The sequence below is a fragment of the Aestuariivirga sp. genome, assembly GCF_020252405.1.
Classification (GTDB): Bacteria; Pseudomonadota; Alphaproteobacteria; order Rhizobiales; family Aestuariivirgaceae; genus Aestuariivirga.
This window is the reverse complement of record NZ_JADCDA010000031.1, coordinates 1-14,201: the sequence shown is the minus strand read 5'-3', so window position 1 is coordinate 14,201 and position 14,201 is coordinate 1. Positions and strand designations below refer to the sequence as shown.

Below are 14,201 nucleotides of genomic sequence, written 5' to 3'. Positions count from 1 at the left end.
CGCGGCAATGTGAGGCCGCTCACGCCGCCTTGATGACCCCGCGTTCGATCTGATCCTGCTCGATCGATTCGAACAGCGCACGGAAGTTGCCCTCGCCGAAGCCATTGTCGCCCTTGCGCTGGATGAATTCGAAGAAGATCGGGCCGATGACGGTCCTCGAGAAGATCTGCAGCAGGATCTTTGTTTCCCCGCCATCGACCACACCCTCGCCATCAATCAGGATGCCATGCTTCGCCAGTTCCCCGACCGGCTCCTCATGACCGGCGACGCGGGTCTTCGACAGCTCATAGTAAGTCTTGGGAGGCCTCGGCATGAATTTGAGGCCGCGGCTGGCGATGGCGTCGGCGGAGGCGTAGATGTCATCGGCGCCGACCGCGATGTGCTGGATGCCCTCGCCGTTATACCGCTTGAGATACTCCACGATCTGGCCTGTCTCGCCGCGGTCCTCGTTGATCGGAATGCGGATGCGGCCGCAGGGGCTGGTCAGCGCGCGGGAGAGAAGGCCCGTGTACTTGCCCTCGATGTCGAAGAAGCGGATCTGCTTGAAGGCGAAAAGATCGCCGTAGAACCTGAACCACCTGTCCATGTTGCCCTTGTGGACATTGTGCGTGAGGTGATCGAGGTAGCGGAAGCCGACGCCGGCCGGCTTGGCCTGCGCCACGAAATGAAATTCCGCGTCATATGGCGACGCGCCATCGCCGTAGCGGTCGGTGAAATAGATCAGCGAGCCACCGATCCCCACTATGGCGGGAAGGTCGATGGCCTTGCCCGGCCCGTCATAGGGCTGGGCGCCCCTGGACATGGCATGATTGTAGGCGTGAGCGGCATCGACAACGCGCCAAGCCATGGAAGGCGCACAGGGACCGTGCTCCTCGACGAAGCGGCGGGCATGGGAGCCAGGCTCGTCGTTGAGCACATAGGTAATGTCGCCCTGCTGCCAGAGCTCGACGGCCCTTGCCTTGTGGCGGGCTGTCAGCGCGAAACCCATTCGCGCGAAGAGTTCCCGCAGTTCGGCGGGGTTTGGGTGCGCGAACTCGACGAATTCGAAACCGTCAGTCCCGGCGGGGTTCCCGTCCGAGATCGTGGCGCGCGGCGCGTCATGCGGAAATGGGCCCATGCTTCGTTCCTCCCTGGCTCAGCAAGAGACAGAATCCCACGAGCGGGGCGTCAGCGGCACGCAAACCGGCGCCTGATCGGGGTTTAACTTGCGTTGCGCTTGCATGATTTCCGACTTTTGTTCACAATTCACGCATGCTTGATGCAATTGACCGAAAACTCCTCGCAGAGCTGCAGAAAGCCTCCGAGGTCACCGCTCAGGAACTGGCGGAGGTTCTTGGGCTGTCCGCAAGCCAGGTGGCGCGGCGCAGGCAGCGGCTGGCGGCGGAAGGCTACATCCTTGGCTATTCGGCGAAGCTCGCCCCGAAGAAGCTGGGGCTCGGCGTCCAGGCCTTCATCCAGGTCGAAATGGCTGCCCATAATGCGGAAGCGGCGCGCGGCTTCGCCAGCCTGGTGGCAACCATGCGCGAGGTAACCGAGTGCTGGACCCTGACGGGCGCCGCCGATTACCTGCTGCGCGTTTGGTGCACGGACTTGGGCGCCCTCAACGGGTTCATTCAGCACCGGCTGCTGCCCCACCCCGTTGTCGCCCGCGTGGAAAGCAAGATCGTCATGGAACAGCTCAAGCCCGATTCCGGACTGCCCATCCCCTGATTTTCAGGCGAGAGTGTTTGACGAAAAGGCAAGCACGCCCACGCGGCGCGGATCACATGGCAAGAAATCCGCCATCGACAGGCAGAACCGCGCCCGTAATGTAGGATGCCCCGTCCGATGCCAGGAAGCGCACGGGGCCGGCGATTTCGCGGGGATCTGCAAACCGCGCCATCGGGATACGGTCAATGAAACGCGAGAAGCGAGTGGGATCCTGCCCCGCCAAACGGATCATCGGCGTTTCCACCACGCCTGGCGCCACCGCATTCACCCTGACGCCGCGCGGCGCGTATTCAACGGCCATGGCACGGGTGAGTTGCGCGATTGCAGCCTTGCTGACGGCATATGCCGTATTTGCCGTGTGCAACACGGCGTAGGACTGTATCGATGCGATGTTCACAACGCATCCCCGCGCCTCGGCAAGGTCATCGATCAGCAGCTGGGTCAGGAACGCGGCCGCATCCAGATTGACGGCCATCACTTTCCGCCATCTCTCAAGAAAGTCAGTTGACCCCGTTTCGGCCCTCATTTCGATCCCCGCATTGTTGATCAGCACAGCGGGCCGAACCCCCTCGCTCCGCCATCCGGCCCGGAGGTGTCCGAGGCTGCGGTCATCGGTGATATCGCAGACGTATGGCCGCGCCCGGCCCCCTTGTTCTTGCAGGGTTTGCGCAGCCGCGCTGACGGCAGCCTCATCCCTGTCAAGAAGCAGCACGTCGTCACCGGCGGACGCAAAGGACGCCGCCAGGGCAGTGCCGATTCCGCCGGCGGCCCCCGTGATCAGGACAGTCCGCGTCACGCCGGCAGTTCCGCTCTTGCCGCCAGAGACAGGCTGCGGCTGCTGCCCGTCAGGAAGAAGCGGGAAAGCCCCTCCGCCATGATCTGGGCATCGAGAGCGCCCGCGCGCTCCGCATCATCCGGGTTTCCGGCCACGATCGCCTCGAGGATGCGGCGGTGGCCATCGAGCGCATTGTCGGTCACGCGGTTGTCGTACTGGCGGAGGTAGAGCCGCATCATTCTCTCGCCATGGTCCAGCAGATTGCGAACCCAGTTCACATAGATCGCATTGCCGGCAAGGTTGGCGATCGCCAGATGAAATTGCCGGTTCTGCTCCACGATCCCGTCGATGTGGCCCAGCTTGGCGGCCTCGGCATGGGCCTGGTAAGCACTGATCACATGCCCACTGCCATGCGCCCGGCTGTTTTCCGCCGCAAGGCGGCAGGTCAGCCGGTACATGAGCAACACACCGTCGAGAAAGTCGCGGATCGAAGCGATATCGAAGCTCGCAACGATGGTGGAGCGGTTCCGGTTGGCTTCGACAAGGCCTTCCGAGCTGAGCCGGATCAAGGCTTCGCGGATCGGCTGGCGGGAGACGCCCAGCCGTTTGCACAAGGCCACATCGTCGATAACCGTTCCCGGCGCGAGTTCGAGGCGGATGATCCCGCGCTTGAGGATTTCATAGACCTCCTCGGCTCCGCGGCCCCGCGCGCGCCGCGCCCCCTGTTGCAATGCGCCCGTCTGCGGTGCGTGCCTCGCGTTTATTGACTTCTTTCTCATACCCAAAACCGTGCGGATTCCGCGCACTCTAGGGTCAGACGCCCATATTGTCCACTCTTGACAAAGTTTGGATACAGATTTTATTTTATTTGCATTCACACTGTGTCAGATTACGGGCATGTCATCGGGGAGAGCGCCTTGGTCAAGGTTTTCTGGCTTCTGAAGCGCGCCGAGGGGCTGTCTCCGGAAGCCTTTGCTGACTGGTGGCTGAACCGTCATGCGCCCTACATCGCATCCCGGCAGGGCCGGTTCCTCGCTTATTACTCGGTGAACCTGCGAACAGGGGATGATGCCGCGCTGCCCGCCGGAACGGGCATCCAGTCCGAGTGGGACGGCATTGCCGAGGAAATCTTCCACTCCGAAGCCGATGCCCGCGCGGCGCTGTCGCTGCCGTCGGCGCCCGAGGGACGTGCCGACGTTCTGGCGCACGTCAGCAGGTTCGAGCGCATCATCGTGTCCGAGCACATCATCATCGGCACGCGCCCCGGAACACCGCGATGACCGCCGAAACCGCCCGCCATGACTGCGATGTGCTGATTGCCGGCAGCGGCGCCGGTGGACTGGCCGCGGCAGTGGTGGCCCGCGAGTTGGGGCTGGAGGTGCTCGTGGTCGAGAAAGCCCCTGCCATCGGCGGAACCACGGCCTGGTCGGGAGGCGAACTCTGGGTGCCGGCCAACCGCTGGCAACAGGCCGCCGGCGTCATCGACACGCCCGAGGCAGCCACGGCCTATCTTGATGATGCCGCGGGCGGCGGAGGCTGCTTCGTGCTGCGGGCAAGCTTTGCCCGGCATGCCGCACGCGCGGTCGGGAAACTCGTGGACCTTGGGGCGATGGCGGTCGAACCCATGTTCGATGCGCCGGACTATGAAATGCACTTGGCCGGCGCCTGTTCGGGAGGCCGGACCCTGCGCACGCTTCCATTCGACGGGCGAGAACTCGGAAGAGAATTTCAGAGACTGCGCGATCCGCTTGCCGCTGGCCAGATCCTCGGCGGCCTCTCGGTGGCGCGCGAGGATCTGCCCCACTTTCGGGGCATGCTCCGATCGCCCCGTTCCGCTGGCCATGTCGCACGATTGGTGGCGGCGCATGGATGGCAGCGGCTCGGCGGGCTGCATCGCGGCGCCCGCACGACCATGGGCAATGCGCTGATCGCCCGCCTCCTTGCCTGGCTCATGGCGCGCAAGGTGCCGATCTGGACCGCAGCGGCACTGAGGACGCTCGAGACCCTCGGAACGGCCATATCGGGCGGGATCGTCGAAACGCTGAAGGGGCCGGTTGTCGTCCGGGCGCGGCATGGAGTCATTCTGGCCACGGGAGGCTTCTCGCACGACCGGGACATGATGGCCCGGCACTATCCGCACGTGACGGAGGGCCAGTCCCATTTTCCATTGCCTCCACCGGAAGTGACTGGAGACGGACTGCGTCTTGCGCAGGCAATCGGCGGCGCGCTTGGCGGGCAGGTGACACAGCCCTCCGCCTGGACCGCGGTGTCGCGCTACCCTGCCACGTCGGGTGCGCCTTGCCTCGTTCCGCATTTTGGTGACCGGGCAAAGCCGGGGATCATCGCCGTTCTCGCGAACGGGTCGCGTTTCGCAAACGAGGCGGAGGACTATCACGTCTTCTGCGCGCATTTGATCAAGGCCTGCGCGGGCGAGCCGGAAGCACAGGCATGGCTCATCGCGGACGAGACAGCGCTGCGCCGCTATGGGTTGGGCCGCGTGGGCGCGTTTCCGTTTCCTTCCGGTCCGGCCCTGAGAAGCGGATATCTGATCCGGGGCCGCACGCCGGGCGAATTGGCGCAAGCCGCCGGGATCAGTCCGCAGGGCCTTGAAAGATCCCTCGCACGCTGGAACCAGATGGCGCTCGGCGGGCGGGACGCGGACTTCGCAAAAGGCGAAAACCGGTTCGACCGCAGTTCGGGCGATCCCTCACACCGGCCAAACCCATGCGTTGCACCCCTCACGCGGCCGCCCTTCTATGCGATCCGCATCCAGCCCGGAAACCTCTCGACCTTCCTGGGCCTCGCCACCGACGCATCGGGCCGGGTGCTGGACCACGCGGGCCAACCTTTGCCCGGTCTCTACGCCGTGGGAGCGGACGCCGAGTCCATTGCGGGCGGGGCCTATCCCGCCGCGGGCATCACGCTGGGGCCGGCGGTGACCTTCGGCGTCCTCGCGGCTGAAGACATCGCCAGCCGGACGCTTTCAACGAACATCGCGACGGGCGGCGCCAAAAGACGCACGCCCGGCGCCGTCGCGCTCATCAACCCCGCATAAGGCGGGAAACAGAGGGAGGAAGAAGAACATGCTAAGAAATATCCTAAGGCCGGGGATGGCAGCCGCTGTGCTGATCATGTCCGCCGTGCAGGCCTCGGCCGCGGGTTTCGGCGACTGCGTCCTGACGGGCGCCGCGGGCTCGGTCAAGATCCCGACGGTGACGGAAGGCACGCTGACGGTCGCCGCCATCCTGCCATCGCCCGACAGCTTCCGCGGCGATTCGCCCGAGACCATCGATGGCGGATTCGAATACTGCGTGGCCGCCAACATCGCGCACCGCGCCGGGCTCTCCTCCGTCGTGGTGAAGAACGTGCCATGGCCAGCCCTGATCGCCGGCCAGCTTGACGGTTTCGACGTCGCCCTCTCCAACATCTTCATCACCGAAGAGCGCAAGAAGAACGTGGATTTCACCATCCCCTACTTCCGCGCCACATCGGGTGTGATGGTGCGCAGCGAGGATCAGGGATCGATAACGCCGGAGACTATCGGCTCGAAGCGGATCGGCGTTTTCCTCGCATCGGTCCAGGACAAGTATGTCGCCGAAGTTCTGAAGCCCACGGGCGAAGTCCGCCGCTTCGAATCGGGTCCGGACATGTTCACCGCCCTGCGCGCGAACCAGATCGACGCCGTCATTTTCGATCTGTCCCTCGTCCTGCCGGCCGCACACGCATCCGACGGGGCGCTCAAGGTGATCGCGCAATATGACGTCGGCGGCGATGTCGGCGGTGTCCTTCCCAAGGGCAGCGCCGCCAGGGAAGGCCTCGACGCCGCACTCGGCAACATCCTGAAGGATGGCACTCTCGATGCACTGGTCGCAACCTGGTATGCGCCTCTCTGGGGCGTCGATCCCAACACCATACCAACGTGGAAGTGACCTCCCGACTGGTCGGCACTGCCCCCCGGGGCAGTGCCGATCATTGCTTGGCTACCGTGCTGGGGAGACTGCCTTGCCGAACACACAACTCGCCGCGAGCAGACCGGCGCGGATCGCTCCACCTGTTCGATGCCGGTCTTTCACGCTGACGGCCCTGGCTTTCGGCTTCGGCGCGGTTGGACTGACATGGGCCGGCCTCAGCCAGGCGCTGGCATATGCGGCCGACCGGCCTGAGCTTCATCGGGCATTGACGCAGGTGGCCTGGGCCGGAACGGCCATTTCGCTGGCGTTGCTGGCCTTTCCGGTCAGAGCGCTCGCATACATGACGAGAAGCTCCGCCCTGGCGGGCCAGGGAGAACTCGTCGCGGCCCGCGTGCCCGCATGGCTGAGCCGCCAGACGGCGCTTGCAGGCATGGGCTACGCCACCTTCTGGCTCGTGCTGGTGGCTGGATATGTGTTCCTCACGGCGAACGACTTTGCGGTGCAGAAGGCATTTCTCAACTTTGAATACCTCAGCCGCAGCGCCTTTCTTGTGCTGTCCGCCGCGCGCATCAACCTGTACATCACGCTGGGCGCCAGCGTGATCATTCTCATTCTCAGCCTGGCTCTTGCGCTCATGCGCCTTCTGCCGGGCTCCGCCGGCCGGCCGATCCGCCTGCTGGCAATCGCCTATGTGGATTTCTTCCGGGCAATACCGACGATCATCGTTCTTTACATGGTGGGCTTCGGCCTGCCCCTGACGAAACTTCCGTGGATCAGCCAGCTTGACGGCATCTGGTATGCCATCATCGCGCTGAGCCTGTCCTTCAGCGCCTATGTTTCGGAACTCTTCCGCGCGGCCATCGAGTCCATACATGCAAGTCAGGTGGCGGCCGCCCGCTCACTCGGACTTTCCGGTTTCAAGACCTACCGGCACATCATCGTGCCACAGGCAATCCGCCAGGTGATCCCGCCCCTGCTCGGCTTCTTCATCGCATTGCAAAAGGACTCGGCGCTGGTGCTCATCCTCGGCCTGATGGATGTATTCGGACAGGCGAGGTTCTTCTCCGCGAACTTCTTCAACTTGTCGCCCGTCTCGCTCGTCGGCGTCTTGTTCCTCATCGTGACCATTCCGCAGACGCGGCTCGTCGACTACCTGATCGAGCGCCAGCGCCGTCATGGAGGATCGTGAGATGAGCCACGGCTTTCTCTCCATCTCGGGCCTCGAAAAGTCCTATGGCAACCATCGCGTGCTGCAAGGCATTGACATGCAGGTTGACCGGCACAATGTGGTGTGTCTCATCGGCGCCTCGGGTTCGGGCAAATCGACCCTCTTGCGCTGCATCAACGCGCTGGAGCCGATCGACGCCGGCGTCATCATGCTCGATGGCGATCCTGTTTCGGGACTGGGCGTCGATGTCAATCGCCTGAGGCGGCGCGTCGGCATGGTGTTCCAGAGCTACAACCTCTTTCCCCATCTGTCCGTGATCGAAAACATCATGATCGCCCCCATGAAGGTTGCGGGCATGGGGCGTGTCGAGGCCCGTGCGAAGGCGGAAACGCTGCTGGCAAGGATCGGGCTTGCCAATCGTGCAAACTACCGGCCAGACCGGCTTTCAGGCGGCCAGCAGCAGCGCGTCGCCATCATTCGCGCGATGGCAATGGATCCGGAAGTGCTGCTTCTCGACGAGGTAACCTCCGCGCTCGACCCCGAACTCGTCGGGGAAGTGCTGGACATCCTCAAGGATCTTGCCCGCTCCGGAATGACGATGGTGCTCGCCACGCACGAGATGGGCTTCGCGCGCGAGGTTGCAAGCGAGGTTTGCTTCCTCCAGCACGGCAAGCTCGTCGAGAAAGGCCCGCCCGGACAGATCTTCACCGAACCGCGCGAGGAAGAGACCCGCCGCTTCCTGCGCCGCGCCCTGTGAGTTCCGCAATGCAGATGGAATGCGATCTTGTGGTCATCGGTTCGGGCGCGGCGGGCCTGACGGCCGCGCTCGCGGCCGCGGCGGGGGGATTGCGCGTGATCGTTGTTGAGGCCGACGCGCTCATCGGCGGGGCAACGGCACTGTCGGAAGGCATGATCTGGGCGCCCAATTCCAAAGCCGCCAGGATGCTCCCCGATGCGCCCGGCGAGGCGGAAGAGGCCTCCTCGGCGCTCGCCTACCTGGAGGCTACCGCAGGCGCCGCTTTCGATGCAGACCGGGCGCGAGCCTATATCGAGGCGGCCCCGCAGGTTCTTGCTTTCCTCGAGGCGGCTTCTGGCCTCACCTTCACACTGAATCGCTCATCCCGCGACTATTACCCGGACGAGCCGGGGGCAACACTGGGCCGCCGTGCCCTCAACCCCGATCCATTCGATGCGCGTGCGCTGGGCCGCGACCTTTTTGCCAGGATCCGGCCGCCCCTCGACACGATGATGATCTGGGGAGGCATGTCGATCGCCAGCCGTGATCTGGCGGACTTTCTGGAAGCCGGACGAAACACGCGCGCCGCTCTGCGGGTCGCAAGGCATTTCGCCCGCCACGCGCGGGACCGCCTGACAGGCTGGCCCCGGGGCGCCCGTCTGGGAAACGGAAACGCAATCGTCGCGCGCCTTGCGGCCGCCGCCGCGCGCGCAGGTGTTGACATCCGCACGGACTGGCCCGCCGCCCGCCTCAGGCTTGTTGAAGGCAGCGTCAGAGGAATATCCGGCCCCCATGGCGAAATTCTCGCGGCAAAGGGCGTCGTGCTGGCCTCGGGCGGGCTCAACGCCCATCCCACGGCGCGCAGCGCTTTCATTGGATCGACGCCACATCTCGCAATCCCCGCAAGCAGTCCCGTCGTGTCACTTAGGGAACTGGTCGAGGGCAGCGGCGCCCTGATTGAAACGAATGTCTCTCAGCCGGTGCTCTGGGCTCCGGGATCAATGGTGCCTTCCGAGGCCGGAAGGGCCGGCCCCTGGCCACACTTCGGCGATCGCGCAAAGCCCGGCGCGATCTGCGTGGGACCCGATGGAAGACGTTTCGCCAACGAAGCGACGATGTACCACGACTTTGTTCCCGCGATGATCGCCGCCACGCGCGGCCACCCTGACGGACCTCACTGCTGGCTGCTGTGTGACCATAACGCGATCCGCCGCTATGGCCTGGGGCCCGTGGGTCCCTTTCCCGTGCGCCTCGCGCCCTATGTCGCCGCGCGGTATCTGCGGTCAGGACCCACACTGGCCGATCTGGCGGGGGAGATCGGGGTTCCAGCCGGCCAGCTGGAGCAGACTGTCGCCCGCTTCAACGGCTTCGCGCTCAAGGGGGGCGACCCCGACTTCGGGCGCGGGAGCAACAGCTACGATCTGGTGAACGGCGATCCCCGGCACAGGCCCAACCCTTCACTCGGGCCGCTCGCGGCGCCGCCCTTCCATGCCATTCGGCTGATCCCTGCGGATATCGGGGCCTTCATCGGCCTGCGCGTGGACCGGCACGCGCGTGCCCTCTCGCCGGATGGCCAAGCTGTTCCAGGCCTCTGGGCCGCCGGGAACGCCGCATCTCCCCTGACATCAGGCTCCTATCCCGCAGCAGGGCTCACCATCGGGACCGCTGCAATCTTCGGATGGATTGCCGCCCGCAACGCCCTGTCAGGAGCCAACCCGTGAACGCACTCCCCGGTTTTGCTTCGAGCCTCTTCGAAGGCCGCCGTGTCATCGTCACGGGCTCTTCCGGCGGAATCGGCCGGGCGATCGCAGATGGCTTCGCAGCGGTGGGAGCCGAAGTCATTGGTCTCGACCGCACCCCTTCGCCGGGAACGATCCACTGTGACCTTTCCGATCGTGGATCGCTCGATGAGGCCGCGCATCGCCTGAAGGAAGGAGGTCCGGTCGCGGCACTCGTCAATTGCGCGGGGCGCTTCCGCAGGGTCCCGGTGACTTCGGATGACGCCGCGGACGAACTGGACGCCTGTCTCGGGCTTCATGCTGTAGCGCCTTTTCTGCTCACCCGCGCACTGATCTCCGTCCTGAACAACGGAGCAGTCGTCAATATCACATCCACCAGCGCCAGGCGCAGCAGCGCGGAGGCGCTGGCCTACTCGACGTCCAAGGCGGCATTGCAGGCCCTGACGGCTTCACTGGCGGCCGAACTCGCGCCTTTTGGCATTCGTGTGAATGCCGTCTCGCCCGGAGAGGTCGCGACGTCTCTGACACAGGGAGACGAGCATGTTGCAAGACTTGTCGAAAAAACGCCGATGCGCCGGCGCGCCCTTCCTGAAGAGGTCGCCGCCGCGGTTGTCTTTCTCGCTTCGCCGCTTGCCTCCTTCATCACGGGCGCGACGCTCGGCGTCGATGGCGGCTTCATGACAATATGAGGAGTACGACTCATGATCAAAGTGATGTGGCTGCTCAAGCGCGCGCCGCACCTTTCGCTGTCGGAATTCGGCGAATGGTGGCTGAACCGGCACGCACCGGACATAATCGCCGATCAGTCGCCTTTTCTGAAGCGATATGTGATCGACCTTCGGGTGGAGGATGACAGCGCGCTCGCCGGCAGGCCAGCGGCCGAACCCGAGTGGGACGGGGTGGCCGAGCAATGGTTCGAAACCGAAGCCGACTATAATGCCGTGTACGGAAGGCTCGACCGTCCCACGCGCGCCGATACTCTGGCCCACACGAGCGCTTTCCAGCGGATCGTCGTCCGCGAATTCGAACAGTCGCTGCCAAAGGTCCAGACATCATGAGCATCCGTGGCAAACGCGCGCTCATCGTCGGTGGCGCGTCCGGATTGGGCGCCGCCACGCTGCGCAGCTTCGCATCGGCTGGAGCGCGCTGCATTGCCGCCGACCGCGACCAGCCGGGGCTCGAACGGCTTGCATCGGAACTTGAGGGGATTGAGACACTCTGCGGCGATGCCGCCGATCCTGATTTCTCCGGCGCCATAAGCGGGCGCGAAGTCGACATCATGGTCCATACAGCGGGAATCGATCCCCTTTCGGCAACGGATGTTCCCGGCACGTCCCTGCGGGACTGGCACACAGTCATCGGGGTCAATCTCACATCGGCATTTCTTTTCGCAAGGTCTGTTCTTCCCGGCATGATCGCGCGGCGCTCAGGATGCCTTCTCTTCACGGGGTCCGTAGCGGGCATCAAGCCGACGCCGCGTGAGGCCGCCTATGCCGTATCCAAGGCCGGGGTCATTCAGCTTGCGCGCGCAATTGCTCTTGACCACGCGAAACACGGCATCCGCTCGAATGCGCTCTGCCCCGGAATGCTGGAAGCGATCATGGCGGATCGACGCAGCGCCATGAACGAGGCCGATCAAAGGGCGCGCCGGCTGGCCGCCAATGCGATGGTGCCCGCGGGACGGGAAGGAACTTACGCCGAAGTCGCGCGGTTGGCGCTTGTTCTCTGCGACGAGGAGCTGTCGGGTTATGTGACGGGTCAGGCGATCGTGGCTGATGGGGGTTTTCTTCTCGCCTGACCCCCTGACGATGGCGCGTGGCCCGGAGCATGATCCGCAAAACTGGACCCGGCTTTTGCGACAAGATCATGCTCAGGCATATGATCTGGCGCATGTTCTTGTCCGCCCGGCCAGAAGCAGCTTGCGGCCGCGCAAGGAGCGGGTTGACCTTCCCGGTGTATACGCCCAAATATCGCGCATCATGACCGCCCGGAATGCCCTCGTCGACCCATTCGGACGCCACGTCAGCTATCTGCGCGTGTCGGTGACGGACCGCTGCGATTTCCGCTGTGTCTATTGCATGGCGGAGGACATGACCTTCCTGCCCAGGCGCGACCTGCTCTCGCTGGAGGAGCTGGACCGCCTCTGCACCGCCTTCATCGACAAGGGAGTGCGGAAGATCAGGCTCACCGGCGGCGAGCCGCTGGTGCGCAAGGGCATCATGACGCTGGTCGAAAGCCTCGGCCGCCACCTGAAGACCGGCGCGCTGGAGGAGCTCACCCTCACCACCAACGGCTCGCAGCTCGCCCGCTTCGCGGATGAACTCGCCGGACATGGCGTGCGCCGCATCAACGTCTCGGTCGACACGCTGGACGAGGCGAAGTTCCGCCAGATCACCCGCTGGGGTGACCTGCCCAGGGTGAAGGAGGGCCTCAAGGCCGCGCAGAAGGCGGGCCTCCAGATCAAGATCAATGCCGTGGCGCTGAAGGGCGTCAACGACACCGAAATTCCGGAGATGCTGCGCTGGGCGCATGGGCAAGGCATGGACCTGACCCTGATCGAAACCATGCCGCTGGGCGACATCGACGGCGACCGGACAGACCAGTACCTGCCGCTCTCCGTGGTCCGCGCGGGCCTCCTCGGCCAGTTCGCGCTGGAGGACATCCCGTATAAGACCGGTGGCCCGGCGCGTTATGTGAAGGTCAAGGAAACCGGCGGCCGCCTCGGCTTCATCACGCCGATGACCCATAATTTCTGCGAGAGCTGCAATCGGGTCCGCCTCACCTGCACCGGCACGCTCTACATGTGCCTGGGCCAGGAGGACGCCGCCGACCTGCGCGCGCCCTTGCGCGCCTCGGAGGGCAACGCGCTCCTCAATGCCGCCATCGACGAGGCCATCGGCCGCAAGCCCAAGGGCCATGACTTCGTCATCGACCGACGCCACAACAAGCCGGCGGTGGCCCGCCACATGAGCGTCACCGGCGGCTGAGCCCCGCATTTCCGTCACAGGCCGCGGCGCGCGAACAACGCTCCGCATTCCCAATGCCTCGCCTGCCGCAACGACATGATCGTCAAGATCGCCGGGGCGCATCTGCCTTAAGGCATTTTCAGGTCAAATGGACACCGGTTGACCGTCGAAAATGCGACCAGACAAAGAGATGAGCAGGCTCATCGCACTGCGCCGTGTCATGGCCATCGCCATCCTCACCGCGATCCGCGGCTCTCAGGGCGCGTTGAAGGATGTTTCCCTCTCATCATGCCCGGGCTCGTGCGGGCGATGCTTTTCTTGCCCCCGCAAAAGGACGCTTGGGACGGGGCCGGGCATGATGAGTCAAGAAGGCGTCCGCCACCCCTTTCATTGCCACCCGGAATCCTCCTAAACTCGGCCCATGTGGTTCCACGTCCTGATCCTCGCCCTCGTCACCCTGCAGCGGGCGATCGAGTTCGTCATCGCGCACCGCAACACGAAGAAGATCGAGGCGCGCGGCGGCTTCGAGGTGGGGTCGAACCGCCATGGCTTCGTGGTGGCGCTGCAGGTCCTTTGGCTGGCGGGGCTGTGGTACCTCGTTCTCACCGCCCTGCCGCCGATCGGCCAGCCGTGGATCTATGCCTATGTGGTGCTGGAGGCGACACGCGGCTGGATCGTCGCAGCGCTCGGCAGCAGCTGGACGACGCGGCTCATGGTGGTGCCCGGCGAAGACCTGCCGGACCAGGGCTTCCGCAGCTGGATCCGCCACGCGAATGACTTCGTCGTGGCGGCCGAGCTCGTCATCCTGCCGCTGGCATTCGGCCTCGTCTGGTATGCACTGGCCTTCGGCATCCTCAATGTCGTCTTGCTGTTCTGGCGCATGCGCTCGGAGGACAAGGCGCTGAGGCCGCTGCGCGGGGAACCAGCGCCCGCGGAAGAACCGCCCAGGGCCTGAAGCATGATCCGCAAACGTAGTATTTTTTGCGATAAAATCATGCTCCAGAGTCTGATCTGGCGAATGTTCCGACAAGGCGATTCCGCCTGAACGAAACCTGTTCTAATACTACAGTTGCGTCTGCGTGGTGAGTCTTGCGCGGTAGTGGGCCTCGGCGGCATGGGCTTGGTGAACGCGCCGCCAGAGTGACCAACTGAACACGAAGGCGCGTTTGACAGGTGGCGGAAAGACAAGCCGCGCC

At 64.6% G+C, this 14,201-nt stretch carries 15 protein-coding genes; 12 read left to right on the top strand and 3 right to left on the bottom strand.

The features are described from left to right. Positions 1-19: 19 nt before the first annotated feature. Positions 20-1,117, bottom strand: coding sequence for a 4-hydroxyphenylpyruvate dioxygenase (gene hppD, locus IOC69_RS05905; protein WP_290542615.1), 1,098 nt, complete (start codon positions 1,115-1,117; stop codon positions 20-22). 134 nt (positions 1,118-1,251) lie between these two features. Here hppD and IOC69_RS05900 point away from each other — a divergent pair, with 134 nt between their 5' ends. Then, positions 1,252-1,710: an Lrp/AsnC family transcriptional regulator gene (locus tag IOC69_RS05900; protein ID WP_290542614.1), complete on the top strand. Its 459-nt coding sequence runs from the start codon at positions 1,252-1,254 to the stop codon at positions 1,708-1,710. 52 nt (positions 1,711-1,762) lie between these two features. On the opposite strand, the gene IOC69_RS05895 is transcribed toward IOC69_RS05900, so the two are convergent. Together IOC69_RS05895 and IOC69_RS05890 are read right to left on the bottom strand one after the other, a co-directional pair. Next, positions 1,763-2,506: an SDR family NAD(P)-dependent oxidoreductase gene (locus tag IOC69_RS05895; protein ID WP_290542613.1), complete on the bottom strand. Its 744-nt coding sequence runs from the start codon at positions 2,504-2,506 to the stop codon at positions 1,763-1,765. After that, positions 2,503-3,264 (bottom strand): GntR family transcriptional regulator, encoded by a 762-nt coding sequence (locus IOC69_RS05890; RefSeq protein ID WP_290542612.1) that lies wholly within the window; start codon positions 3,262-3,264, stop codon positions 2,503-2,505. Before IOC69_RS05890 ends, IOC69_RS05895 begins: the two co-directional genes overlap by 4 nt. Positions 3,265-3,402: 138 nt before the next feature. Between IOC69_RS05890 and IOC69_RS05885 the strand changes: the two genes are divergently transcribed. From IOC69_RS05885 to IOC69_RS05835, 11 genes are all read left to right on the top strand, one after another. Continuing rightward, entirely contained in the window at positions 3,403-3,765 is a 363-nt protein-coding gene (locus tag IOC69_RS05885) for an EthD domain-containing protein (protein ID WP_290542611.1), read from the top strand. After that, positions 3,762-5,540, top strand: coding sequence for an FAD-binding protein (locus IOC69_RS05880; protein ID WP_290542610.1), 1,779 nt, complete (start codon positions 3,762-3,764; stop codon positions 5,538-5,540). Before IOC69_RS05885 ends, IOC69_RS05880 begins: the two co-directional genes overlap by 4 nt. A 55-nt stretch (positions 5,541-5,595) precedes the next feature. After that, complete coding sequence (locus tag IOC69_RS05875; RefSeq protein ID WP_290542609.1) at positions 5,596-6,414, top strand: ABC transporter substrate-binding protein; 819 nt, start codon at positions 5,596-5,598, stop codon at positions 6,412-6,414. Positions 6,415-6,487: 73 nt separating this feature from the next. Beyond that, on the top strand, positions 6,488-7,585 hold the full coding sequence (locus IOC69_RS05870; RefSeq protein WP_290542608.1) for an amino acid ABC transporter permease: 1,098 nt from the start codon (positions 6,488-6,490) through the stop codon (positions 7,583-7,585). Between the two features lies 1 nt (position 7,586). Beyond that, a complete protein-coding gene (locus tag IOC69_RS05865; protein ID WP_290542607.1) occupies positions 7,587-8,321 on the top strand; it encodes an amino acid ABC transporter ATP-binding protein in 735 nt (244 codons plus the stop codon). An 8-nt stretch (positions 8,322-8,329) separates the two neighbouring features. Then, entirely contained in the window at positions 8,330-10,021 is a 1,692-nt protein-coding gene (locus IOC69_RS05860) for an FAD-dependent oxidoreductase (RefSeq protein WP_290542606.1), read from the top strand. Continuing rightward, positions 10,018-10,728, top strand: a complete 711-nt coding sequence (locus IOC69_RS05855) for an SDR family NAD(P)-dependent oxidoreductase (protein WP_290542605.1) — start codon at positions 10,018-10,020, stop codon at positions 10,726-10,728. Before IOC69_RS05860 ends, IOC69_RS05855 begins: the two co-directional genes overlap by 4 nt. A 12-nt stretch (positions 10,729-10,740) precedes the next feature. Continuing rightward, positions 10,741-11,097, top strand: coding sequence for an EthD domain-containing protein (locus IOC69_RS05850; RefSeq protein ID WP_290542604.1), 357 nt, complete (start codon positions 10,741-10,743; stop codon positions 11,095-11,097). Continuing rightward, a complete protein-coding gene (locus IOC69_RS05845) occupies positions 11,094-11,837 on the top strand; it encodes an SDR family oxidoreductase (protein ID WP_290542603.1) in 744 nt (247 codons plus the stop codon). The genes IOC69_RS05850 and IOC69_RS05845 overlap by 4 nt, the downstream gene beginning before the upstream one ends. A gap of 181 nt (positions 11,838-12,018) precedes the next feature. Continuing rightward, complete coding sequence (gene moaA / locus IOC69_RS05840) at positions 12,019-13,026, top strand: GTP 3',8-cyclase MoaA (RefSeq protein ID WP_290542602.1); 1,008 nt, start codon at positions 12,019-12,021, stop codon at positions 13,024-13,026. 400 nt (positions 13,027-13,426) lie between these two features. Beyond that, a complete protein-coding gene (locus IOC69_RS05835; RefSeq protein WP_290542601.1) occupies positions 13,427-13,960 on the top strand; it encodes an isoprenylcysteine carboxylmethyltransferase family protein in 534 nt (177 codons plus the stop codon). Positions 13,961-14,201: the final 241 nt, after the last annotated feature.

What these genes read in the sequence shown, in the direction of transcription:
- hppD (WP_290542615.1), bottom strand. Translation starts at nt 1,117, where the DNA reads ATGGGCCCATTTCCGCATGACGCGCCGCGCGCCACGATCTCGGACGGG.
- IOC69_RS05900 (WP_290542614.1), top strand. Translation starts at nt 1,252, where the DNA reads ATGCTTGATGCAATTGACCGAAAACTCCTCGCAGAGCTGCAGAAAGCC.
- IOC69_RS05890 (WP_290542612.1), bottom strand. Translation starts at nt 3,264, where the DNA reads ATGAGAAAGAAGTCAATAAACGCGAGGCACGCACCGCAGACGGGCGCA.
- IOC69_RS05880 (WP_290542610.1), top strand. Translation starts at nt 3,762, where the DNA reads ATGACCGCCGAAACCGCCCGCCATGACTGCGATGTGCTGATTGCCGGC.
- IOC69_RS05875 (WP_290542609.1), top strand. Translation starts at nt 5,596, where the DNA reads ATGGCAGCCGCTGTGCTGATCATGTCCGCCGTGCAGGCCTCGGCCGCG.
- IOC69_RS05865 (WP_290542607.1), top strand. Translation starts at nt 7,587, where the DNA reads ATGAGCCACGGCTTTCTCTCCATCTCGGGCCTCGAAAAGTCCTATGGC.
- IOC69_RS05860 (WP_290542606.1), top strand. Translation starts at nt 8,330, where the DNA reads ATGCAGATGGAATGCGATCTTGTGGTCATCGGTTCGGGCGCGGCGGGC.
- IOC69_RS05850 (WP_290542604.1), top strand. Translation starts at nt 10,741, where the DNA reads ATGATCAAAGTGATGTGGCTGCTCAAGCGCGCGCCGCACCTTTCGCTG.
- IOC69_RS05845 (WP_290542603.1), top strand. Translation starts at nt 11,094, where the DNA reads ATGAGCATCCGTGGCAAACGCGCGCTCATCGTCGGTGGCGCGTCCGGA.
- moaA (WP_290542602.1), top strand. Translation starts at nt 12,019, where the DNA reads ATGACCGCCCGGAATGCCCTCGTCGACCCATTCGGACGCCACGTCAGC.
- IOC69_RS05835 (WP_290542601.1), top strand. Translation starts at nt 13,427, where the DNA reads ATGTGGTTCCACGTCCTGATCCTCGCCCTCGTCACCCTGCAGCGGGCG.